Below are 22,112 nucleotides of genomic sequence, written 5' to 3'. Positions count from 1 at the left end.
TCTCGTCCCTCCGGGACCGGCGCGGGTGGGGAGGGGTCAGCCGCCGGTGGCGAAGCCCGGGAAGAGCGTCATCCCGCCGTCGACGTAGAGGGTGGCGCCCACGACGTAGTCCATGAGGTCGGAGGCGAGCCCGACGGCCGCGTAGCCGATGTCCTCGGGGTCGCCGACGCGGTCGTACGGGATCAGCCGCAGCAGTTCCTCGCGGGCCTGCGGGGTCTCCCAGGCGTCGCGGTTGATGGGGGTCCTGATGGCGCCGGGGGCGATCGCGTTGACGCGGATCTTCTTCGGGGCGAGTTCCTGGGCCAGCGTCTCCATCATCATCTGCACCCCGCCCTTGGAGGAGGCGTAGTTGACGTGCCCGGCCCACGGGATGATCTGGTGGACCGAGCTCATGCAGATGATCTTCCCGGCCGCGCGGGACACCTCGGGGACCACTCCGCGGCGCAGGAACTCCTTCGTCGCCTCCCGGGCGCACAGGAACTGCCCGGTGAGGTTGACGTCCAGGACCTTCTGCCACTGGGCGAGGGTCATCTCGGTGAACGGGGCGTCCCGCTGGAGCCCCGCGTTGGCGACCAGGATGTCGATGGTGCCGAACTCCCGGACCATGCGGTCCGTCATGGCGGCGACCTGCCGCTCGTCGGAGACGTCCGCTTCATAGGCGGCGGCCCTGACCCCGAGGCCGGTGATCTCCTCGACCACCTTCTCGGCCTCCTCGCCGCCGGTCACGTAGTTGACCACGACGTCGGCCCCGGCCCGGCCCAGGGCGATGGCCGTCGCCCTGCCGATGCCGGAGTTCGCGCCGGTCACGAGGGCCTTCTGGCCGCGCAGCAGATGGGCGGGGATCACGCCCTGGGACGTCCCCTCGGTGGAACTCACGATGTCCTGCTCCTCCACTGCGTGCCCGCCTCCGCCGGGCCCGTCGCCCGGAGGTCCGGTGATCAGACAAGCACCGCGGAGGGGCGGCGGCACGCCCCGGCGGACAGCGTTGCGCTGCCCGGCGGAGGATCTTCGCCCGGTCGGGGTCCGACGGGGTCCAGCGGGGTGCGGCGGGGTCCCACGGGGTCCGACGGGGTGCGGCGGGGTGCGGCGGCCCGCGGGGGCTCAGCCCAGCCGCTCCAGCAGGTGGTCGCCGACGCGGAGGGCGTTCGCGATGGCCGTCAAGGACGGGTTGACCGCGCCGATGCTCGGGAAGAAGCCGGTGTCGACGACGTAGAGGTTGTCCAGGTCGTGCGCCTTGCAGTTGAGGTCCAGGGCCGAGGACGCCGGGTCGGTGCCGAACCGCACGGTGCCCGCCTGGTGCGCGGTGGCACCGATCGGCATGCCCTTGTGCAGGTAGATGCTGCGGGAGAGCAGATGGTGCTCGTGCATGCCCAGGTGGCCGAGCATGTGCTGCAGTTTGTGCCGCAGGCGCCGCAGGCCGGCGGTGTTGTTGTCCTCGTCGAGGGTGAGCCGGATACGGCCGTCGTCCTCCAGGGTCACCCGGTTGTCCGGCCGCGGCAGATCCTCCCCGCACAGCCAGAAGTCGACGGCGTGATGGGCCAGGACCTCGAACGGCATGTCCGGGGTGACGGCTCCGGCCCAGCGCGGGGCCTCGCCGTGGATCTGCTCGGCGTCCGACTTGCCGAGCATCTGGATCCCGCCGAGCGGGTACTCCCAGTCGTCCGCGCCCAGGTACCAGTCGTGCAGGGCGAGGGTCTTCTGGAACTGGGTGTCGTTGGGTTCCTTCGAAACGGCCATCAGCGCCAGGTTGTTGTGGCGCATGTAGTTCCGGCCGACCACGTCCGAGCTGTTCGCCAGGCCGCGCGGGTGCCGGTCGTTCGCCGAGGCCAGCAGGAGCGCCGCCGAGTTGACGGCCCCGCACGCCACGACCACGACGTCGGCCGAGAACCGGGCCTCCCGCTCGCCCGGGAGCTCGGCGACCACGCCGGTGACGCTGCGCCCGGTGGGATCGGTCTCCAGCCGGGTCACCTTCGCGTTGGTGATCATCTCCACGTTCGGGTGCTCCAGCGCCGGCTCCACACAGATCACCTGGGCGTCGGACTTGGCGCGGACCAGACAGGGGAAGCCGTCGACGCGGTTGCAGCGGATGCAGACGCTGGAGTGGGTGGCCCGGCCGTCCTCGTCCTGGGTGAGGTTGACCCCGATCGGCAGGTGGAAGGGATGCAGCCCCTGTTTCTCCAGGTCCTGGCTCAACCGCTCGATGCGCGGCTCGTGTTGGACCGGAGGATAGGCGTACTGGGCGCTGCACGGCCCTTCCAGGGGGTCCTCGCCGTGCCGGCCGTGCACCAGGTAGAGGTGCTCCGCCTCGGTGTAGTACGGCTCCAGGTCCTCGTAACCGATGGGCCAGGCGGGCGAGATGCCGTCGTGGTGGCGGAGTTCGCCGAAGTCCTCGGGGCGCAGCCGGAACAGGGCCGCGCCGTAGAACTTGGTGTTCCCGCCGACGTAGTAGTTCACCTCGGGCGGGAACTCGGCGCCGTGCCGGTCCAGCCAGAACTCCGGGGCCCGGTACTTGCCCTTCACGAACACGGCGGTGGAGTCCCAGTTGTCGCGCTCGCGCGGCAGGTAGTCGCCGCGTTCGAGGATGAGCACCCGTTTCCCGGACGGGGCGAGGCGGTGGGCCAGCGTGCCGCCGCCGGCACCGGTGCCGATGACGACGACGTCGTACGGGGGCAGGGCGTCCATGGCAACCACCGTCCTTGTTCGCCTGGTTCGCGGCCGGTCCCGGTGTCCCTCCCTCGAACGTACGCGCCGTACGGGGGTGCGGCACCCGGAGCGGGCGCCGCACCGGCACGGTCACAGCACGGCGATCGGGTTCACGGGTGAGCCGGTCGCCGCCGGGAGCCGCAGCGGGGCGACCACGCACAGGAAGTGCCAGCGCCCCTGCCGCTCGCACACCGGGACCAGTTCCTCGAAGTCCAGCCAGTCCAGCAGGTGCAGCCCCATGGCGTTGACGGCCAGCACGTGCACGGGGAACCCGACCTCGGCGACCGCGCTCGGCGCGGCGTCGCTGTTGCCGTCCGAGCCGAGGACCGACACCTGCCGCGCGGCCACGAAGTCCATCGCCGTCGGATGCAGGCCCGCGCGGGCCCGTGTCACGTCCCAGGGGCCGAGGCTGCGACGGCGCAGGCGGTGCCCCACGCGCACGAACAGCAGGTCGCCCGGTCCGACCTCGGTGCCCTGCGCGGCCTCGGCCGCGACGAGGTCGTCGGCGGTCACCTGGTCGCCGGGGTCGAGCCAGGGCACGCCGCGCAGCCGCGGGACGTCCAGGAGGACACCGCGGCCGACGACACCGTCGCACACCAGGTCGAGCGTGAGCGCTCCGGCACCGTCCGGTGTCACCGTGCTCGACGGGACGCCGCCGTACAGTGCGCCGTCGAAGATCACGTGGCACAGCGCGTCGAGGTGGCTGTCGACGTCGCCGTGCACGTTCATGGCGAACCGGTCGCGGGCGAACGCGAGCCCGGGTGCGCCGGTCTCCGGGTGGGTGGGCGCCGTCATCCGGTGGGACGCGGGCTCGGGGTTGTCGGGAGCGCGGCGCGTCTCGACGGGCACGGCGAGCGACACGGTGCGCCCGGAGCGGACCCCGGCGGCGGCCGCGACGATCCGCTCCGGTGTCAGCCGGTCCAGCGCGCCGCGCCGTCGCTCCCCGCTCGCCTCGGCCCGGCCCCGCAGCCGGTGGTACAGGTCGCGGAAGGCCGCTTCGGTCAGGGGCGGCGGTGCGGTGGGGCGGGAGGGCACGGGCGGGTCCGGGGCCATCGGAAACCTCCTGCTCCTGTCGGCGCTCCTGTCGACACCGCGTCACTCGTGTCGACTCGCTCCTGCCGACTCGCTCCTGCCCACACCGAATCATCGGGGCGGCCGGGGCACACGCCGGACGGGGGCGGACTGCGCCGATCGGCCGAACGCGGCCGGGCCCCGGACACCCGGCTTCCCCGGGTGCGGGCGAGGAGGGCGCGCCCTAGGCTGAACGTGAGGGATGTCAGGCACTTCGGGCGGTCACCGTGCCGCCTGTCCCAGTGCCGCGGGTCGCCTGTGCGCGATGACCAAGTTCTTTCTGCATTCTTTCTGCGGAGACCCGAACTCCTGCTCTCCGTCGTGTGTTTCCCGCGCCGGAGGGGCGCCGGCTTCAGGGTCCGCAGCCTGCGATCCCCGTGGAGGTCGGGATGCGAGTCGTCGTTGATCTTTCCCGGTGCGAAGGGTACGCACAGTGCGCCTTCCTGGCTCCGGACGTGTTCCGGATGCACGGTGAGGAAGCGCTGATGTACGACCCGAACGCCGACGACGCCCTGCGCGACCAGGTGCTGCGCGCCGCGGCGGCCTGTCCGGTCCAGGCCATCCTGGTCGACCGGCTGGAGGCGCGGGACGTACCGGTGGGGGCGTCGCCGTCATGACCAGCGCCGACAATCTGCAAGCGTTCAGGCGTGACGGCCGCATCGTGGTCGTCGGGGCCTCGCTGGCGGGACTGCGCGCCGCGGAGGCGCTGCGCAACGAGGGGTTCACCGGGTCGTTGACCATGATCGGCGACGAGTCGGGCGAGCCCTACGACCGGCCGCCCCTGTCCAAACAGGTACTGACCGGATGGGTGCCGGCCGACGGCACCAAGCTGCCGCGACGGCGTGAGATCGACGCGGAGTGGCTGCTGGGTGTGCCCGCCGAGGGGCTGGACCTGGCGGCCAACCTCGTGCGTCTCGCCGACGGACGCGAGGTGCCCTTCGACCGGGTGCTGATCTCCACCGGGGTGCGGGCCCGGCCCTGGTTCGTCGAGAGCGAGGCGGACCTGGACGGGGTGTTCGTGGTGCGGACGCGCGAGCACGCCGAGGGCCTCCAGCGGGCCCTGGCAGCCGGGCCCTCCCGCGTCCTGGTCATCGGCGCGGGGTTCACCGGCTCCGAGATCGCCTCGATCTGCCGCGAGCGGGACATCCCGGTGACCGTCGCCGAACTCGCACCGGCCCCGCTGGTCGGGGCGCTCGGCGCGATGATCGGCGAGGTGGCGTCGGACATGCAGCGCGCCCACGGCGTCGACCTGCGCTGCGGCGTCAAGGTGACCCGGCTGGAGGGCGACGCGCAGGGGCGGCTGCGCCGCGCCCACTTCGACGACGGCACCACGGTCGACGCCGAGGTGGCGGTGGTGGCCCTCGGAGGCATCCGCAACACCGAGTGGCTGCGGGGCTCCGGACTGGCGGCGGGTGTCTGGGGGATCGCCTGCGACACGGGCTGCCGGGCCCTCACCCTCGACGGCCTGGTGACCGACGACGTCTTCGTGGCCGGGGACGTGGCCCGCTGCCCGAACCCGGTCTACGAGTACCGGCTCATCTCCCTGGAGCACTGGGCCAACGCGGTGGAGCAGGCCGAGGTCGCGGCACACAACATGGTCAGCGGCCAGGCGGACCGCTGGCCGCACCTGTCCATCCCGCTGTTCTGGTCGATCCAGTTCGGGGTCAACATCAAGTCCGTCGGGGTGCCGACCTTCGCCGACGAGGTGGTCGTCACCCAGGGCTCGGTGACCGACCACCGCTTCGTCGCCGCGTACGGCTACCAGGGCCGCGTCACCGCGGCGGTGAGCTTCAACAACGCGAAGTGGCTCGACCACTACCGGCAGCTGATCGAGACGGCCGCACCCTTCCCGCCCCCCTCGCCGACGCCCGACCAGCCCGTGGACATGAAACCGGTGCCCGTCGACTTCCCCGGCCCCACACTGCTCGCCCAGGGCGCCACCGTGGTCGTCACCGGCCACGACCCGAGCGAGCGACGCGTCACGGCCGCGCACCAGCACCACCGGTAGGAGGGACAGCGAGATGACCACGACCCAGACGCCCGTACTGCGCCGGATCCTCGACTACTCCTCCCGGGCCGACCCGTACCCGCTCTACGCCGAGCTGCGCAGGACGCCGGTGGCCCGGCAGGAGGACGGCAGCTTCGTCATCAGCACCTACCGCGAGATCATGGACGTCCTGCACAACCCGCACCTGAGTTCGGACACCCGCAATCTCGCGCATCCCATGCCCGCCGCCGAGGGGCAGACCACGCCCGCGTTCATCAACCTCGACCCGCCCGAGCACGACCGACTGCGGCGTCTGGCGATGCGTCATTTCGGCCCACCGCAGACCCCGGGCCTGGTGACCGGCATGGAGCCCGCCCTGACCGACGCCGTCACCGGCCTGATCGACGACTTCGCCGGCAAGGAACGGATCGACGTCGTCGACGACTTCGCCTACCCGTTCCCCGTCAGCGTGATCTGCCGTCTGCTCGGCGTCCCGCGCGAGGACGAACCGAGGTTCCGCGTCTGGGTGAACGACCTCATCAACGCGATCGACTACGACCCGAGGACCGACCCGGAGGAGAAGCGGGACAAGGGTGTGCAGGCCCGCAAGGACCTGCGGGAGTATCTCGGCGGGCTGCTGGCGCAGCGCCACGGCGGTCGGGGGGACGACCTGTTGTCGCGGATGGCCAACGACGACGGGCCCGAGGGGCGGATGACCGACGAGGAGATCGTCTCCACCGCCAACCTGCTGCTGATCGCCGGCCACGAGACCACCGTCAACCTCATCACCAACGGCATGCTGACGCTGCTGCGCCACCCGCAGGTGCTGCGGCGTCTGCGCGACGATCCCGGCCTGGTCGTGCCGCTGGTCGAGGAACTGCTGCGCTACGAGCCGCCCGTGCACATCATTCCCTGGCGGGCGGCGTACAGCGACATCGCCGTCGGCGGCACCGTCGTCCCCAAGGGCTCGCAGATCATGCTCATGCTCGCCTCGGGCAGCCGTGACCCGGACCGCTTCCACGAGCCGGACCGCTTCGACCCCGACCGGCGCGACAACCAGCACCTCGGCTTCGGCAGCGGCATCCACCTCTGCTTCGGCGGCCCGCTGGCCCGGCGGGAGACCCAGATCGCGCTGACCGAGCTGGTACGCCGCCTCGACCGGCCCCGGCTGGTCGCCGATCCCCCGCCGTACCGGCGCAGCCCGGTCCTGCGCGGTCCGATCCACCTGCTCGTCGAGCAGGGCGGCGGGTAGGCCGGGCGGGGCGGCGGCACGACGGCCCCTCAGCCGGTGAGGATGCCGATGCCGTCGCCCAGGAGCTTGAGGCCGAGCACGAAGAACAGGGCGGCCAGGACGGCGACGTTGTGCTGCGCGGCCCAGTCCCGCCAGTTGCCGAGGACGGCCTCGGCGCGTCCGCCCATGACCAGGTAGACGGCGAGCGGTGCGAGCACGCCGAGGGAGGCGATGACCACGAAGATCGCGAGCGTCGCGATCTGCTGGGACACGGGAAGCCCGGCGGAGCTGATCGAGGCGGCCGCGGCGATCGTCAGGGGCGCGTTCTTGAGGTTGGCCGCCGAGAGCAGCAGCCCCAGGCCGAGGATCTTCACGGGGGTGAACCGGTCGATCGCCTCCATCCACTTCGGCAGCCGCGCCTGGGAGGGGTCCTTGGGGCGCCGCCGCCACTGAACGGCGCCGAAGAGGGCGAGGAGCGCGCCCAGAACGAGCTTGAGGACCCCGACCCAGGTGGCGGGCTGCTCGCCCCCCGAGGCTCCTCCCGCGCCGCCGACGGCCAGCACGATCGCGCCGAGTCCGGCGAGCCCCAGGACCCAGCCGAGGGCGAACAGCGGTCCGTTGCGGCGCCCCCGCGGGGTGGCGAGGATGAGGATGATCGCCACGATCGGGAGCGGGCTGACCGCGACACCGGCGGCCAGCCCCAGCACATCACCGACAGCGTGTCCCACGGTGTCCTCCGGGGAGAGACGGTTGGTCCGGGGCGGACCGCCCCGACCGCCATCGTGGAAGCCTCCGGAGCCGACGGCCATCGGCCGACGACGAACGGGTGACCCGACCGTCGGGCGCGGGCCCGACCGGAGCCGGGACGGCGAGGGGTCACCGGGACGCCGACCGGGCGTAGACCCCGCCCCGGGTGTCGTGGACCGTGACCTCGGTCACGAAGTCGACCGAGTCGCTGCGCCGTGCGGTGTCTGCGCCGGTGCGGCGTACGACATCCCTGTTACTCCGGTCACCCCGGCGACGGTGGCCGTGAGCGCCGCGCCGACGACGTATTTCCGCATCCGAGGCATGAACGGGCAGCTCCTCGCGGGACACGGACCCCTTGCGGGGGCCGGGCGGGTGGTGGAGGGAGGGCGTCTCTCCCACCCGTTCAAACTCCCGCGGGCCGGCTCCCGGATGACATGCCCGTGAGTTTTCCTCGCGCGTGGGCTCATACTGAGCCATGCCAAAGCCCGCTGCACCGAAGCGTCATCTGCCCACCAGCCCCTTCAAAGCCCCGGTCGTGCCGGCCCCCAAGCACTTCGCCGTCGGAGACCGGGTCACCCACGACGTGCACGGCCTGGGCCGGGTCGTCGGCCTTGAGGACGGAGTCGCGGCACTCGTGAACTTCGGCTCGACACAGATGCGGATCCTGAGCCCGTACACCAAGATGACCAAGCTGTAGGGGCTCAGCCGGTGTAGGGGTCCAGGGAGATGAGGGTCCTCCGCGCGCCCGCCAGGCCCTGGCGGAGGTCGAAGGACAGCGAGCGGATCAGCGGCACCGGGTAGCTCGGGTAGGCGTCGGCGTGGGCCGCCGCCGTGATCACCTGGCAGGTGGCCCCGACTGTGACCAGGACGTTCACGGCGAATGCCTGGTGGTCCGACGGCGGGCGCAGGGACGGCCGGAAGAGCACGGAGACGATGCTGCGGTGCCAGGACGCGTCCGCGGACTCCGGAAGCGCCAGGGCCCGCGCGAGAGCCTTCCCGAGCTTGCCCAGACCGTCGGGCGTCGTGGCCTGGGTCCTGCCCCAGACCCTGGCCACCAGCGAGCTTCCCTCCCGCACGCTGGGCCGGTACGAGGACGGGTTGTGCACCTCGTGCCGGGCACGCCGCACACCGTCGAGGAAGTCGGCGAAGGAGGGGTCCTCCTCCCCGCGCCGCACCATGTCCCAGAAGCCGTCCGTCTCCGCCTTCTTCCGCGCGCAGACCGAGGAGAGCCGGTCGACCAGCGCCCCTTCCAGTTCGAAGAGCCGCCGGCACAGTTCGTCGACGGCGGCCTCGGCCGTGTTGAGCGGGGACTCGGCACGCCAGGTGAGGTCCTCGATGATGACCGAGGGCGTCCGGCCGCCGAGGCCCGGGAACCAGTCCGGAAGGGTCACCGGGGAGGAGATCTGCGGCAGTTGCAGGGTGGTGCGCGCCAGCAGCACCACCGCGCGCCGGTCCGTGGTGACGTCGCCGCCCAGGTGCTTCTCGCACGCCTCCTGGTTCTCCTCCAGGATCGCGACGAAGTCGTCGAGCACGGCGTTGGCGTTGTCGAAGGGGGTCCCGCGCACGACCAGCACCACGACCGGGTCCGCGGCGAGGTGTTCCTGGAGTTCCCGCGCGTACGCGGTCCGGTCTCCCCGGACCTGGAACCAGAACCCGCTCAGCCCGCCGGCCGCCACGGCGAGCCTCGACCTGACGGCGGAGGCGAGCCGGACCGGGACCGTCTGCTCCTCGCTGAAGGCTCCGCCGTCCGTGCCGTCGACGGCGGTGTTGTGCTCGGCCGGGTTCATGCGTACACGTCTCCTTGCGAAATCGCCGCGATCCGACCGAGCAGACGGATCTTGGGCCACACCCAGCCGCCGTCGCCGTCGCTGTCGAGGAAGTTGCTCTCCGTGGCGCTGGACAGGAGACGGTCGGCGCTGATGCCGGTGTCCGGACCCAGCCGCTCGACGATGTCCTCGAACTCCGTCATCGTGCACCGCATGCTCTCCGGGGACGCGCGCACGATCTCGCTCAGGCACGCGTAGACGGAGCGCAGCCACACGGTGTCCCTGCTGTCCCGCGCCCCCATGGCCTGGGAGGCCGCCTGCCGGAAGAACTCGTACTCGCGGCTGCGGCTGATGTGGCTCGGGCGGAGCCGGCTCTCGGAGAACTGCGCGGCGTCCTCCCGGGTGACGTGCAGGTCGGACTGGCGCCGCTCCTGTTCGATGAGGAAGGCGATGAAGTCGCGCAGCAGGTTCACGGTGAGGAACGGATGCCCCGCCGTCTCCGCGTGGATGGCGTCGATGAAGGACGCGTCGGGTGTCACCTGGGGGCCCAGCACCTTCTGCGTGAACTGGGAGAACTCGCTCTCCTCGGCGCCGGTCCCGTGCGCGAACAGCGGGAAGGGGTCCTGCCGCACGAAGGGACTGAGCTGGTTCTGTTCCATCAGGATGAAGTGGGCGTCGGGCTGCTGCCCGAGGAAGACCAGGAGGTTCTCCCTGGCGAACTTGACCATCTGGTTGAGCAGCGGCTGGACCACCGTGTACCGGATGCCGGAGTCGCTCTGCAGGGCCGCGTGCAGGTCCCCGAAGAGGGTCTCGTACTCGTCGAGGACGAACACGGTGCGTCCCCGGTCGGCCGGTTCCCCGTCCGCGCAGCGGTTGACGAGGTCGGCGAAGAAGGTGCCGGGGATGCGGCGGCCCTCGTCCAGGGCGGCGCTGATGCGCTCGTAGCAGACCCCGTCGTCGGCGAGTTCCCCGGTGGAGGAGCACGTCTGGCTGACCACCGCCGCCTCGCCCGTCGTCGACGCCAGGTCGAAGCCCGCGGTGGTCTTGCCGCTGCGCCGCACACTGCACCACAGCCGTACGCCGTTGCGGCTCTCGAAGGTCCGGAGCAGGTCGTGCACGCTGTGCCGGTGCACCCGGTAGTAGCGCAGCTTGCCCGGTTCCTCCAGCGGGAAGTCGCGGGCGAAGTTGTACTGGAGGGGCTGTCGGCGCACCGACGTGGTGCCCTGGCGGTAGGAGCGGGCCACCAGGAGCCGCAGCACGCTGTCCCGGGTCGCGGGGATGGAGTCGTCGTCGGCCTCGCGCGCGACGGGGACGACGGTCGCGCTCAGCCGTCCGTCCTGCTCGATGAAGGCGCGCAGGTCGGGCGGGAGCGGCGCCACCACGGCGGCGACCCCTCGCCGGTGGGCCTCCTCCAGATCGCGCCGGTCGACGTAGCTGCCGTCGAGGTAGCACTGCACCTCGATCATCTGCTGGTACGGCGACCGGGTGGACGGCCGGAGCGAGATGTCGAGCCGGTGTTCCGCCGCCGAGTACTGGGAGAGGGCCGGCAGCGGGACGTGCTGCCGGTTGTTCCCCAGGCCGTCGAAGGCCGCGACGGTGGGCAGGACGCTGCGCAGCGGTCCGTCGGCGAAGGGGCTGCCGCCGAATCGGCGCCGCACCTGGAGCATGTCGCTCGTGACGAGGAAGGGCAGGGTGTGCAGCCAGGCCCGCGCGTGCTCCTGGAGGACGTCCCGGCCGGTGCGCTCGCCGAACGTCACCTGCGCGTACCCGAGGACGATGGCGGAGAGCATGCAGGAGTTCAGCGCGCGGAGCCGCCGGGCGGACTCCAGGTCGGCGGCTCCGGGCAGGCGGGTGGAGTAGAACTCGATGGGGAGGTCGAAGAACCGCTGGAGTCCGTTGAGCGACTTCACCAGCGCGTACGACTCCGACTCGCCCTGCGCCATCTGGTAGTTGACGCCTTTTTGGAAGATGTCCTGGGCGTGCCCCGACAGCGCCGAGGAGATCTTCGGGAGCAGCGTGCGCACGTCCTCCGGGTCCGTCATCCGGTCCAGGAAGTAGTCGAAGTCCGCGCCGAGACGGTCCCGGTAGTAGGTGGACCACTGGAAGATGTGGCGGTCGCTGAGGTCCCGCAGCGCGGCGTGGAACTCGTCCAGCCAGTCGTCCTCGTCCGGCGCCGGCGTCCGGGACGCCGGCGCCCGGACGGGCGGGGGCCCGTGCAGCCTCTCGTCGAGCAGGGCCAGCAGCGTGACCTTGCGTTTCTTGAGGAACGCCCTGCTGAACACCGTGCGCAGCTGCGCTTCCCGGGTCTCCAGCTCACCCGTGGACAGCTCCTCGATCAGGGCGATGGCCAGTGCCTGCGCGTCGGCGGGCTTGACCGCCCTGCACAGCCGCTCGATCTCCCGCAGGGCAGTGTCGACACCGGGCATCAACCCCCCGATCTGAAGGACCGTCAGACTCCTCGCGCATCTTATTCAAGTATGTTGCGCCGAGCGACGGAATACACCATTCCTCCGGGGGGCTCGTTCCCTGGTGCACATCCGGGCGTCACCAGGTGATCGCGTCGTCCATCGACTGCTGCCAGTACGTCACCTTCAGGGAGTCGTCGATGTACACGCCCTTCGCCGGCAGGGCCGGACGGGCGGCCGTGCCGACGCTCCCGGTGCCCGAGCGGCCCTGGAAGTAGACGGTCAGGGACTTCTCGGTGCGGGCGTTCGTGCCGCTGCCGTCGGCCGCGGACAGGCTCACGGAGGCGTAGCCGGACTCGCCCGGCTGGAGGGTGACGACCGCCTGGGGCTTGGAGTCCGCGATGACCGGGGGCACCGCCTGGGCCTCGCCGAAGCGGACGGCCGGGTAGCCGTACAGGTAGCAGGTCCTCGTGCCGGTGTTGGTCACCGTGAGCAGCATGTGGTTCAGGGGGCGGGTCAGCGGGGCCGCGACCGTCCGGGTCGTGGAGCCCTCGCACGTGACCGGCCCCCCGGCGGGGGCGGGCTTCTTGGGCGCGGAGGTGGCGGAGGCGTGCGGGGCGGGCCGCCGCGAGACGGCCGTCGCGGGCTCGGCGCCCGTGGCGGGGGTGGAGGAGTCGGCGCCCGTGGCGGACTCGGTGCCCGCGGGGGACGCGGGACGCGGGGCGGCGGTCGTCGCCGACGCGGGGGCCGACGCGCCCTCGTCGTGGACGCCCGTTCCGTTGTCGCAAGCGGTCAGGGAGAGCGCGGCGAGCGCGACGGTCGCGGCGGCACCGGCGAGACGGAGGCGGGAGGTGCGGAAGCTGGACATACGGAGGTACCCCTTCGGAGTTCGGGTGGCGGTGGTGATTGGATGACCGAAGACTGCGAGGTGATCCGTCCCAGCGGCAACGCACGGCGGGCAGTTGGGGACGCTGGAACACCGAAACGCACTCTGACCAGGGGAAGGACCACGCCCCTGGAACGCTTGACTGGAACGCCGGGGGACGGAGGAACGGGTGGCGGGGGCAACAGGGGCCGCGGGGGCGGACGCGTTCGCGGAGCTGCTGCGGGAGCTCAAGGACCGGTCGGGGCTGAGCTACGGGGTGCTGGCCAAGCGGCTGCACATGAGTACGTCCACGCTGCACCGCTACTGCAACGGCACCGCCGTACCGGTCGAGTACGGACCGGTCGAACGCCTCGCGCGGGCCTGCCGGGCGACGCCGGAGGAACTGGTGGAGCTGCACCGGCGGTGGATCCTCGCGGACGCGACGCGGGGGCGGGGCACGGATCAGACGGCGGGCCCGGCGGGGGGACCGACGGCTCCCGCGCCTGTGCCGGCGGCCGCGACCACCGCCTCCGCCGCACCGCTTGGGCAGACTGAGCAGACCCAGCGGATCGAGGAGACGCGGCAGGCCGAGCACGACGAGGCGGTTGTCGACGAGTCGGTTGTCGTCGACGTGACGGGCGGTGCCGGTGCGGCCCCGTCACCGGGCCGCAGGCGCCGTACCGTCCTGGTCGCCTGTGCCGCCGCGGTCGTCGTGCTGGGGGCCGCGGTGCTCGCCGTGCAACTGCCGGGCGGCGGGGGCGGGAAGGGCCCGGCGGACCAGGTGGCCGCCGGGGGCACGGCCCCGGTCACCGGTACAGGCGGGCCGACGGACACCGGGAAGCCGTCCACCCCCTCGTCCCCGAGCGCGAAGGACCACGAACCGTCCGCGTCCGCCCCGGCCTCGCCCGCGGCCGAGTCCGAGGAGCCCGGTGCCGCCGAGGGCGGCAGCAGGCGGACGGCCGGGCCCGCCGCCGACGACAACGCCGTCCCTCTCACCGTCGGCACCCGGCCGTACGTCTACGACAGCCCGTGCAGCCAGCACTTCCTCGTCGACAGCGAACCCGGGCAGGTCGGTCCGCCCGCGGGTGAGCAGGACGCGCCGCGCTGGGCCGCCGCGTACGGGGCGGTGTCCTCGGGGGAGCAGCGGGTCGCGCTCACCGTGCAGGGCACGGGCGCGGAGACCGTCGTACTGGAGGCGTTGCACGTGCGGATCCTCAGCAAGGGGGCGCCGCTCGCCTGGAACGACTACGCGATGGGCGTCGGCTGCGGCGGGGGTGTCGAGACCAGGTCGTTCGACGTCGCCCTCGACGCCGGCAGTCCCGCGGCCACGGTCAAGAACGGCCAGCGCGACTTCCCGTACAAGGTGAGCGAGTCCGACCCGGAGGTCTTCTACGTCACCGCGCACAGCACCGCGCACGACGTCCGCTGGGACCTCACCCTGGACTGGTCGAGCGGCACCCGCCACGGCACGGTCCACATCGACGACAACGGCACCCCGTTCCGCACCAGCGCCGACGCCGACCGGCCGGGCTACGACTACCCGTTGGGCGGCGGGGAGTGGATCGAGCGGATGGAGGGCTGAGCGGACCCCCGGCGGTCGGGCGGGCCTCAACTTCCCCTCCGTACCCAAGTGTTCATCCACCGGCCCCGTGAAGATCATCTGCGGGAGGTATTTTCACGGGCGCCGTCGAGTGGCTCGGCCGTGGGCGTGGGTGCCCCGGCGGGCGGGTGGGTGCCGGGGCACGGGATGTGCGGGTGGGGACCGGTGGGCTCGGCGGCTGGTCGGACACCATCTTCTTGGGGGGCTTTTCTTGAGTTCACGTACGCGCCGCGGCCTCGCGGTGCTCGCTTCGGCCGCCTCGCTGGCGGCCGGTGTCATCGGTGCGACCGCGCCCGGCGCGCAGGCCGCCGACGGCACCGAACCGGTGGGCGGCCGGATCGCGCTCTACGGCGGCTCCGGCGTCGTCACCGTCAATCCGGACGGGACCGGGCTCCAGTCCGTACCCGGCATCACCAACACCGCCGGTCTGACCCCGAACTGGTCGCCGGACGGCAGCCGGGTCGTCGTCGGGTCGCCCGGCGAGCTCAACACCGGCCGCGTCACCGGCACCACCTCCCGTATCACGCTCCCCGGCCCGGACGGCGACGTCTCGGGCGGGAGCTGGGACTCGGCCGTCTACTGGGCGGACGGCAGTGCCATCGTCTCCAGCACGGGTTCGGAACTCTTCCACGGGCCCTCGGACGGCTCGTACGGCTCGGAGCCGCTGCTGCCGGAGAGCCTGCGGCCCTCCGGATCCTGCGACGGCCAGCCGACGACGGCCCCCGACGGCACCGTCGCCTTCGTCCGGGTCGACCCGTGCGGGTCCCCCGCAGGGCCGGACGTCTGGGCGTTCGACCCGGACACCAGGACGATCAAGAAGATCGTCAGCGGCGCCTCGTACCCGGCGTACTCCGCCGACGGCGCCTCGCTCGCCTTCACCAAGGTCGTGGACGGCCGCCGGCAGATCTTCACCGCCGCGGCCGACGGCACCGGCGCCACCCAGGTGACGACCGACGCCGTGGACCACAAGGACCTGTCCTGGGACCCCGCGGGCGGACGGATCGCGTACGACGCGGTCGACCCGGTCTCCGGCGCCGTCACGGCGAAGGTCCTGACCCTGTCCGACGGTTCGGTCACCACGCTCTCCACCACCGCGAGCAAGCCCGCCTGGCAGCCGCTGCGCCACGACACGCTGGTCCGCGTGTACGGCACCGGGGACATCGGCATCGACGACGCCGCGTCCCGCTGGACCTTCGACACGCTCGGCGCGGCGCACATCCCGGGCCTGCTGCCGGCCAAGTCGGCGGTCCTGGTCAACAAGGGCAACGCGACGTACGCGACCCCGGCCGTCTCGCTCGCCTCCGAGAAGCAGGGGCCGGTGCTGCTGACCTCCGGCAACGCGCTGGACGCCGCCGCGGTCACCGAGCTGAAGCGTTCCCTGCCCAAGGGCAGCACCGTGTACCTGGTGGGTGGCACCAACCTGCTGGGCACCGGTGTGGAGAGCCAGGTGCAGGCCCTCGGCTACAAGCCGCTGCGGCTGGGCGGCACCGACCTGGCCTCGGTGTCCGCGCGGGTCGCCAAGCAGATCGCCGCGACCCCGAGCTGGATCTTCGTCGCCGACGGCAACGACTACCACGACCCGATCTCCGCCTCCTCGGCGGCGGGCGCGCTGGGCTACCGCGGCACCGGCGTGGTGCTGCTGACCCGCGGCACCACCGTTCCCTCGTCCGTCCAGAGCTACCTCAACGGCCTGGACCCGGCGAAGACGAACCTGGTCTCGGTCGGCACCAACTCCCGCAAGGCGCTGGAGAACACGACGCTGAACAAGCCCTGGTCCTTCTGGGACGTCAGCGGGGCCGACACCGAGGCCACCGCGGTCAACCTGGCCCGCTTCTGGTGGACGGCGCCGAACGTCACGACCGTGGAGAACACCTGGAGCTGGCAGAACGCCGTGGCGGGCAACGCGGCCACCGCGACCTACGGTCCCGTCCTGTGGTCGACCATCGCGCGGCTCTCCCCGGGGACCGCCGACTACCTGACCGGTGAGTCCGCGAGCGTCCGGATGGTGCAGACCTTCGGCGGCAACGACTCGTACGCGCCCGCCATGCGCACCGACATCGGTACGGCCATCGCGGCGAGCAGCGACTGGATGAGCACCCACTGGTACGCCGGTGGCACCCCGCCGGTCCCGGCGTCCGCGTCGAAGGCCGGGCTCTCCGCCCGCGCCCTGACGGAGGAAGGCGCCACGGCGGCCGGTCCCAGGGCGGAGGTCACGCCCGGCGCCGCCGGGACCCTCCGTCCGGCCGAGGTGCCCTCCCTGCGGTCCTCCTTCACCCGTCGCACCACCTCCTGACCCACCGCACCACCACCCGGCGGCCCCGCACTCGACGCAGTGCGGGGCCGCCAGCCGTTCCGGGCGCGTGCTGGGCCGCCGGCCGTTCCGGGCGCGTGCTGGGCCGCCGGCCGTTCCGGGCGCGTGCTGGGCCGCCGGCCGTTCCGGGCGCGTGCGGTACGGCGCCCGCCCTACGGCGCGGTCACGGGCGCGGCCGGCCCTCGGGGAGGACGGCGCCGGTGGAACGAAGGTGCCTGAGGGCCGCGGCGAAGGAGTGGCAGTCGAAGAGGGCCGAGTGCTCATCGCCCGCGGCGGGCCGGGGGAGACCGAGGACCTGCCACAGACGGCCGACGTTCACGTCCGCGGTCTGCGGGGCGCGCGCGTTCACCCAGGGGCGGATGTTCGTGAAGGGGGTGGCGAGGAAGCCGTTCTCGACCCGCTCCCCCCGGGCGCGCGCCCAGCCGATGTTCTCCCCGAGGACGACCATGTCGTTGCCGTACGACAGCGTCGACTCCCCCCGGCAGAAGCCCAGGAAGTCACCGAGCGCCTCCGCCGCGGGGACGCCCTCGCGGTCCACCGTCACCTGGTCGATGCCGGTCAACTCGGTGAAGTAGGGGGAGAGCCGGGGGTTGACGACCGGTCGCACCAGGGTCTCGTACTCCTCCACGACGGAAAGGTCCTCGCGCACGCGTAACGCGCCGATCTGCACGATCTCCCGGAGCTGTCCCTCCCCGCCCCAGTCCCGTTCCAGCGCGTCCGGCCAGGTCGTGAACTCCAGGTCGAACAACACGAACGTCGACGTCGGCACAGCGGGTCTCCCTCTTCTCGTCCCCCGCGCCGCCCGTGTCCACGGGGACATCGTGGCTCCCGGCGAGGGCATCCGGCCTCGGATCGTACTGGCGTGAACTCCCGGTCCCGCGCGCCCGTATCACTTCACGGCCACTGCGCCGGGAGCCGGCGGGGGCAGGTGGGGGAACCGTGGGGAACCTGGGCGCCCGGGAACACGGGTAGGCTTGAGCGGCTGCGTTTTTCACCTTCATCTCCCGTTTGGGCGCGGCTAGTTGTGGTCGGCGGCGGACGTGGAGGTGTTGTGGCATGAGGAAGAAACACAGGTGCTGATAGCGGGCCGGTACGAGCTGCGTGATCCCATCGGGCGAGGCGCGATGGGGGAGGTGTGGCGGGCGTACGACGGGATGGCCGGCAGGCCCGTGGCGGTCAAGCTGCTCCTCCCGCAGAGCAATGACACGACGGCGACCTCCCGGTTCCGGCTGGAGGCACAGACCGCCGGCCGCCTCAACCACCCGCACGTGGTGGGCGTCCTGGACTTCGGCGCGTACGACGACCGGCTGTTCCTGGTGATGGAGCTGGTCGACGGCGAGAGCCTCGCCCATCTGCTCGGCGGCTCGGGCCCGTTGAGCGCGGAACGGGTGGCCCGTATCGCCACCGAGGCCGCGTCCGGGCTGGCCGCCGCACACCGGCAGGGCATCGTCCACCGGGACATCAAGCCGGCCAACCTCCTGCTGGACGCGGAGGGTTCGCTCAAGATCGGCGACTTCGGCATCGCCCGCTTCGTGGACGACCCCGGTGCCGCGCTCACGGCGACCGGGCAGATCGTCGGCACCAGCCTCTACCTGGCCCCGGAGCGCGCCCTCGGGCAGCCCGCGGGACCGGCGTCCGACCTCTACGCGCTGGGCTGTGTGCTCTACCAACTCCTGACCGGGCGCACGCCGTTCGAGGCGGACACCCCCATCGGCGTACTGCACCAGCATCTGGACGCGGTGCCCGTACCGCCGCGCGAGCTGGGCGCCGTACTGCCGCCCGCCTTCGAGAACTACCTGCTCGGGCTGCTCGCCAAGCGCCCCGAGGAACGGCCGAGCGCCGACCAGGTCGCGGAGTGGTTCGGCTCCGGGGCGTGGCGGGGGCGGCCGGAACCGCTGCCCGTGGCCGCGCCGGTGCGCGCCGCGGTGCCGCCGACGCGGGCGTCCGGGACCCTGCCGGGCGGCGCCCTCCCGGGACCGGCCGGCGGCGCGTTCCCCGGCCCCGGCACCGGTACCGGGGAGAGCCGGTCCACCACGTACGTCCTGCCGTCCGGCACCGGGCGCCGGGGTCGCCGGGCGGGTGTGAGCGAGGTCGTGTCACGGCGTGCGCGCGTGGCGGGGGCCGTGGCCGGAGTGGCGCTGTTCGTGGCCGCGGTGCTCGTGGGGATGGCGTGGTTCTCCCCGGACAGCGGGACGGCGGACACCCCGTCGCCCACCACGACGTCCGACGGCGGCGCCCCGGGGAGCCCCGAGGTGGTGCCGGGCAACGCGGTGGAGGCGTCGCCGGGCGCACAGGGTGCGCAGGGCGGCCGGGGAGACGGCGGCGGTGGCGGCGGTGACAGCGGCCCGGACGATCACGGCGGGGGCCAGGGGCGGGGGCACGGGAAGCAGGGCGGGGACGACGACGGCTGACGCGCCGCGTCCGTAGCATGCACGGGAGTGGTGGCCCCGATTACGGCGGGGCCACCACCCTTTCAGGCCCCTTGGTCCCTGAGGCCGTGCCGGATCATCCGGCGCGAAGGGGTCACCCGGCGCAGAGGGTCACCCGGATCGTGTCGCCCTGGTTCACGACGGTCGGGCTGTGCGGGCTGACCGCGATCACCGAGGTCGGCTTGCCGTCGCAGGCCCCCTTGGCGAACTCGACGTGGAGTCCGTTCTTCGCGAGGAGGGCCTTGGCCGTCCCCGAGTCCACGCCGCCCAACGGGATGGTGCTGGTCTTGCCGTTGCCGTGGCCGAGCAGCACGGTGGTGTCGGCCGCAGTGGCGGTGGCCGTGGCGGCGGGGGCCGTCTGCGGGGTGGACGAACCGCCTCCGCTGCCGATGGTGGCCAGGGCGGTGCCGCCGCCGACCACCACGAGGGCGGCGGCGATGCCCGCGATGGTCGTGGCCCGCTTGCGGCGGGCCCCGCGCACGATGGCGGCGGAGTCGAAGTGCGGCGTCTCGGCGCCGTTGGCGAAGTGCTGCATGGCGTTCACCAGTTCCTGCTCGAAGGGTGAGTGACCCGGGCCCCCGGAAGGCCATGGACCGTGTGACGTCATCGTGTTCCTTCCGCGGGCTGCTGCGTCGAAGGGCCGGAGAGTGCGGGGAACTGGCCTCTGAGCTTGGCGATCCCGCGAGCGAGCTGCGAGCGTACGGTGCTCGGTGAGATCCCCAGGTCGGCCGCGATCTCGTCGTCGGACAGATCGTGGAAGAACCGCAGGACCACCACCGTCCGCATCCGCATCGGCAGACCCTGGAGGGCCCGGACCAACTGGTCCCTGGTGTCCACCTGCCCGTACTGGTCCTGTGCCGCCACCGTGTCGCCGTCGGCCCGGTACGGGGCCGTGCGGCGGAACCTGCGCCACCGGTCGTTGGCCAGGTTCACCATGATCCGGCGCACATAGGCGTCCGGAGCGTCCTTGGCGGCGATGACGCGCCACTTGCGGCAGGCCCGCTCCAGGGTCTCCTGGACCAGGTCCTCCGCCGCCTCACGGTTTCCCGTCAGGACCAGGGCGCCACGGAACAGTACGGCCGACCGCGCGACGACGAACCCGTGGAAGTCCCTCTCCACCGGCCCGACTTCGCCGAGCCCGGCACGCGACTCCCGCTCAGTCACCAGATCCACACGCTCCTCCCTTCCTGTCACCCCTCCCCGACGTAGAAGCCCCGGCGCCTGCTGCACACCGGTAAGCGATGAGACCCGGGTCACACACTTCGCCCTCGGCCGCGGGACAGTCCGGGTTCTGGGGGGCTCGGAGCCCCGGCCAGAAGAGCGAGGCTGTCTGGGGTGATGTCCCGGGGCAGGATGATGCGCCGGAACTCCGGCTCCTGAATCGCCCGCGCCACCAACTGCTCGGCGAGCCACAGCGGAGTGCGCTCCCGGATGGCGTAGGTGAGGTGGACGCTGTCCGACTCGCTGTTCAGGGCATGAGGGTTGTGCACCCAGCCTCTCGGCAGCACCAGTGTCTGTCCGGCCTCAAGGTCGATCGACATGTCCGGTCCGGCCGCCTCCCAGGCCGGGATGAACCCGGGCTGCCAGACCCGGAAGGACTCCTGGTACTCGCGCATCGGGGCGTCGTGCACCGGCCGCCACAACTGCCACGTCTTGACCCCGGAAAGCTGCACGACGACCGCCATCTGCTGGTCCCAGTGGTGGAGCAGACCCTGCTCACCGGCCGGTGTGAGGAAGGCGTGGACGTAGTTGCTGTAGCCGGTCTCCCGCTGGATGGCCTCGGTCATGCCGGCGAAGGCCGGGATGACGCGCTGGAGGTTGCCCAGGCGGATGCTGTGGCCGTCGGCGTAGAGCTTGCGGAGCTTGACGGGGTCGGTGCGCCCGTTGGACTTGAACGCCTCCCGGTTGGACGGTCCGGCCTTCATGACGGCCACCTCGGCGGCAGGGACACAACCGCTGTCGATCCACTCGTGCAGGGAGCGGACGGTGACGACGCTGTCGAGTGCTGTGCGCCCGCGTTCGTACACGCGCGGTTCTGCCGGCCATTCGGAGAGAAGTTCGGCCAACCCCTGCGGGGGCAGCAGCAGGCTCAGTGACATCCGGTCTCCTCAGCCGCGAGGGAGCAGCGGACACGGAAGGTCCGGGTGGAAGAGGTTCGGGAAGCACACGATGCTGGCCGAGAACAGGTTCCGGGACTGCGTGTAGTGGATCCAGGCGACGTCGACTCCCCGGGGGAGGACGTCGTAGGCGTACGCGACCTTCACCTCAAGACCGACGTAGGCCCGCAGACCGTCGGTCCGCTCGAAGGGAGGCTGGTCGATGTAGTGCCTCTCCAGCCACTGGACGACGTCCGTGACGTCCGTCCAGGTGCGGTCGGCCGCGGTCCGGCCTTCCTTGGCCAGCCAATGGCCGGACATCAGGGGGGGGAGGCTGGATGTGGCGAACTCGCCGGCAGCCTCCTGGTAGCGGGTGGCGTGGTTTGCTTCCGTCGCCGGCCGCACAGGATGGGGAGGCCTCCTGCTGCCCTCCTTGGCGTAGACGGTGGGAGAGCCGGCCCACGGGCCGTAGCCGTGCCAGTGGCCGGTCCATGTCTGGCTGGTGAGCTTGGGTGCCGCAGGTGCGGTGGTGGTCATACGTCCTCCGGGACGGGCCGCCCCATGGCGGAGGGGCGGCCCGTTGTGTGCGACGAGGGAGCGCTCGGCTGGAGCGCCAGGCCGCGGCTGCGGGCCCAGTCGACGGCGAACGTGTCGAGCTCCGCGCCGGTCATGCGCAGCTCGCGCCCGAAGCCCTCGGGCTTCGAATCGCCGACGATGTACGCATCCATCCCGGCCAGCGCCGTGGTGGTCACGCACGTCTCGTTGTCGCCGCCCAGATTGCCGCCGCACCACGTTCGTGCGGGCGTGTCGACGGCTGCGGGCACCTCGTACAGGTTGGGCCTGGCCATGTCCGACCTCCAGTGATCCTGCTCGCGGAGAGGCGGTCTCCGAGCCGTGGTGC

Annotated in this window: 20 protein-coding genes; 7 read left to right on the top strand and 13 right to left on the bottom strand. The window is 72.2% G+C overall.

The genetic code is table 11. The features are described from left to right. Positions 1–36: 36 nt before the first annotated feature. The 3 genes from AB0F77_RS33240 to AB0F77_RS33230 form a co-directional block, all read right to left on the bottom strand. The gene (locus tag AB0F77_RS33240; protein WP_361955406.1) at positions 37–876 is read right to left on the bottom strand and encodes an SDR family oxidoreductase; all 840 of its coding nucleotides are present in this window, start codon (positions 874–876) and stop codon (positions 37–39) included. Between the two features lie 225 nt (positions 877–1,101). Then, positions 1,102–2,682: a GMC family oxidoreductase gene (locus AB0F77_RS33235; RefSeq protein ID WP_361955405.1), complete on the bottom strand. Its 1,581-nt coding sequence runs from the start codon at positions 2,680–2,682 to the stop codon at positions 1,102–1,104. 111 nt (positions 2,683–2,793) lie between these two features. Further along, positions 2,794–3,756: a cyclase family protein gene (locus tag AB0F77_RS33230; protein WP_361955404.1), complete on the bottom strand. Its 963-nt coding sequence runs from the start codon at positions 3,754–3,756 to the stop codon at positions 2,794–2,796. Positions 3,757–4,163: 407 nt separating this feature from the next. On the opposite strand from AB0F77_RS33230, the gene AB0F77_RS33225 reads away from it, so the two are divergent. The 3 genes from AB0F77_RS33225 to AB0F77_RS33215 are packed head-to-tail and all read left to right on the top strand — an operon-like array spanning position 4,164 to position 7,013. After that, positions 4,164–4,391 carry a ferredoxin gene (locus AB0F77_RS33225; RefSeq protein ID WP_361955403.1) on the top strand — a complete coding sequence of 76 codons (228 nt, stop codon included), beginning with the start codon at positions 4,164–4,166 and terminating at the stop codon, positions 4,389–4,391. Beyond that, a complete protein-coding gene (locus tag AB0F77_RS33220; protein ID WP_361955402.1) occupies positions 4,388–5,782 on the top strand; it encodes an FAD/NAD(P)-binding oxidoreductase in 1,395 nt (464 codons plus the stop codon). Before AB0F77_RS33225 ends, AB0F77_RS33220 begins: the two co-directional genes overlap by 4 nt. A 13-nt stretch (positions 5,783–5,795) precedes the next feature. Beyond that, positions 5,796–7,013: a cytochrome P450 gene (locus AB0F77_RS33215; RefSeq protein ID WP_361955401.1), complete on the top strand. Its 1,218-nt coding sequence runs from the start codon at positions 5,796–5,798 to the stop codon at positions 7,011–7,013. Between the two features lie 29 nt (positions 7,014–7,042). Here the strand turns inward: AB0F77_RS33215 and AB0F77_RS33210 are convergent, their stop codons facing one another. Beyond that, positions 7,043–7,720, bottom strand: a complete 678-nt coding sequence (locus AB0F77_RS33210; RefSeq protein WP_361955400.1) for a GAP family protein — start codon at positions 7,718–7,720, stop codon at positions 7,043–7,045. A gap of 494 nt (positions 7,721–8,214) precedes the next feature. Here AB0F77_RS33210 and AB0F77_RS33205 point away from each other — a divergent pair, with 494 nt between their 5' ends. Next, the gene (locus AB0F77_RS33205) at positions 8,215–8,436 is read left to right on the top strand and encodes a hypothetical protein (protein WP_361955399.1); all 222 of its coding nucleotides are present in this window, start codon (positions 8,215–8,217) and stop codon (positions 8,434–8,436) included. A 4-nt stretch (positions 8,437–8,440) separates the two neighbouring features. On the opposite strand, the gene AB0F77_RS33200 is transcribed toward AB0F77_RS33205, so the two are convergent. The 3 genes from AB0F77_RS33200 to AB0F77_RS33190 form a co-directional block, all read right to left on the bottom strand. Then, the gene (locus AB0F77_RS33200) at positions 8,441–9,526 is read right to left on the bottom strand and encodes a hypothetical protein (protein ID WP_361955398.1); all 1,086 of its coding nucleotides are present in this window, start codon (positions 9,524–9,526) and stop codon (positions 8,441–8,443) included. Next, positions 9,523–11,931 (bottom strand): hypothetical protein, encoded by a 2,409-nt coding sequence (locus AB0F77_RS33195; protein WP_361955397.1) that lies wholly within the window; start codon positions 11,929–11,931, stop codon positions 9,523–9,525. Before AB0F77_RS33195 ends, AB0F77_RS33200 begins: the two co-directional genes overlap by 4 nt. 118 nt (positions 11,932–12,049) lie before the next feature. Next, complete coding sequence (locus AB0F77_RS33190; protein ID WP_361955396.1) at positions 12,050–12,778, bottom strand: DUF4232 domain-containing protein; 729 nt, start codon at positions 12,776–12,778, stop codon at positions 12,050–12,052. Positions 12,779–12,965: 187 nt separating this feature from the next. Between AB0F77_RS33190 and AB0F77_RS33185 the strand changes: the two genes are divergently transcribed. Continuing rightward, positions 12,966–14,357: a helix-turn-helix transcriptional regulator gene (locus AB0F77_RS33185; protein WP_361955395.1), complete on the top strand. Its 1,392-nt coding sequence runs from the start codon at positions 12,966–12,968 to the stop codon at positions 14,355–14,357. Positions 14,358–14,586: 229 nt separating this feature from the next. Continuing rightward, entirely contained in the window at positions 14,587–16,668 is a 2,082-nt protein-coding gene (locus AB0F77_RS33180) for a cell wall-binding repeat-containing protein (protein WP_361955394.1), read from the top strand. A 181-nt stretch (positions 16,669–16,849) separates the two neighbouring features. Here AB0F77_RS33180 and AB0F77_RS33175 read toward each other — a convergent pair whose 3' ends face one another. Then, positions 16,850–17,455 carry a 3'-5' exonuclease gene (locus tag AB0F77_RS33175; RefSeq protein ID WP_361955393.1) on the bottom strand — a complete coding sequence of 202 codons (606 nt, stop codon included), beginning with the start codon at positions 17,453–17,455 and terminating at the stop codon, positions 16,850–16,852. Between the two features lie 304 nt (positions 17,456–17,759). Between AB0F77_RS33175 and AB0F77_RS33170 the strand changes: the two genes are divergently transcribed. Further along, positions 17,760–19,097 (top strand): serine/threonine-protein kinase, encoded by a 1,338-nt coding sequence (locus AB0F77_RS33170; protein WP_361955392.1) that lies wholly within the window; start codon positions 17,760–17,762, stop codon positions 19,095–19,097. 112 nt (positions 19,098–19,209) lie between these two features. Here the strand turns inward: AB0F77_RS33170 and AB0F77_RS33165 are convergent, their stop codons facing one another. The 5 genes from AB0F77_RS33165 to AB0F77_RS33145 all read right to left on the bottom strand — a co-directional run bounded on the left by AB0F77_RS33165 (position 19,210) and on the right by AB0F77_RS33145 (position 22,059). Beyond that, the gene (locus AB0F77_RS33165; RefSeq protein WP_361955437.1) at positions 19,210–19,650 is read right to left on the bottom strand and encodes a PASTA domain-containing protein; all 441 of its coding nucleotides are present in this window, start codon (positions 19,648–19,650) and stop codon (positions 19,210–19,212) included. A gap of 68 nt (positions 19,651–19,718) precedes the next feature. Beyond that, positions 19,719–20,282, bottom strand: coding sequence for a SigE family RNA polymerase sigma factor (locus AB0F77_RS33160; RefSeq protein WP_361955435.1), 564 nt, complete (start codon positions 20,280–20,282; stop codon positions 19,719–19,721). Between the two features lie 86 nt (positions 20,283–20,368). After that, positions 20,369–21,214 carry a cupin domain-containing protein gene (locus AB0F77_RS33155; protein ID WP_361955391.1) on the bottom strand — a complete coding sequence of 282 codons (846 nt, stop codon included), beginning with the start codon at positions 21,212–21,214 and terminating at the stop codon, positions 20,369–20,371. Positions 21,215–21,223: 9 nt separating this feature from the next. Further along, positions 21,224–21,748, bottom strand: coding sequence for a hypothetical protein (locus tag AB0F77_RS33150; protein ID WP_361955390.1), 525 nt, complete (start codon positions 21,746–21,748; stop codon positions 21,224–21,226). Further along, on the bottom strand, positions 21,745–22,059 hold the full coding sequence (locus tag AB0F77_RS33145) for a DUF397 domain-containing protein (RefSeq protein WP_361955389.1): 315 nt from the start codon (positions 22,057–22,059) through the stop codon (positions 21,745–21,747). Before AB0F77_RS33145 ends, AB0F77_RS33150 begins: the two co-directional genes overlap by 4 nt. Positions 22,060–22,112: the final 53 nt, after the last annotated feature.

Source organism: Streptomyces sp. NPDC026672 (assembly GCF_040638185.1).
GTDB lineage: Bacteria > Actinomycetota > Actinomycetes > Streptomycetales > Streptomycetaceae > Streptomyces.
The sequence above is the reverse complement of the archived record's forward strand: the minus strand, read 5'-3'. Positions and strand labels throughout refer to the sequence as shown.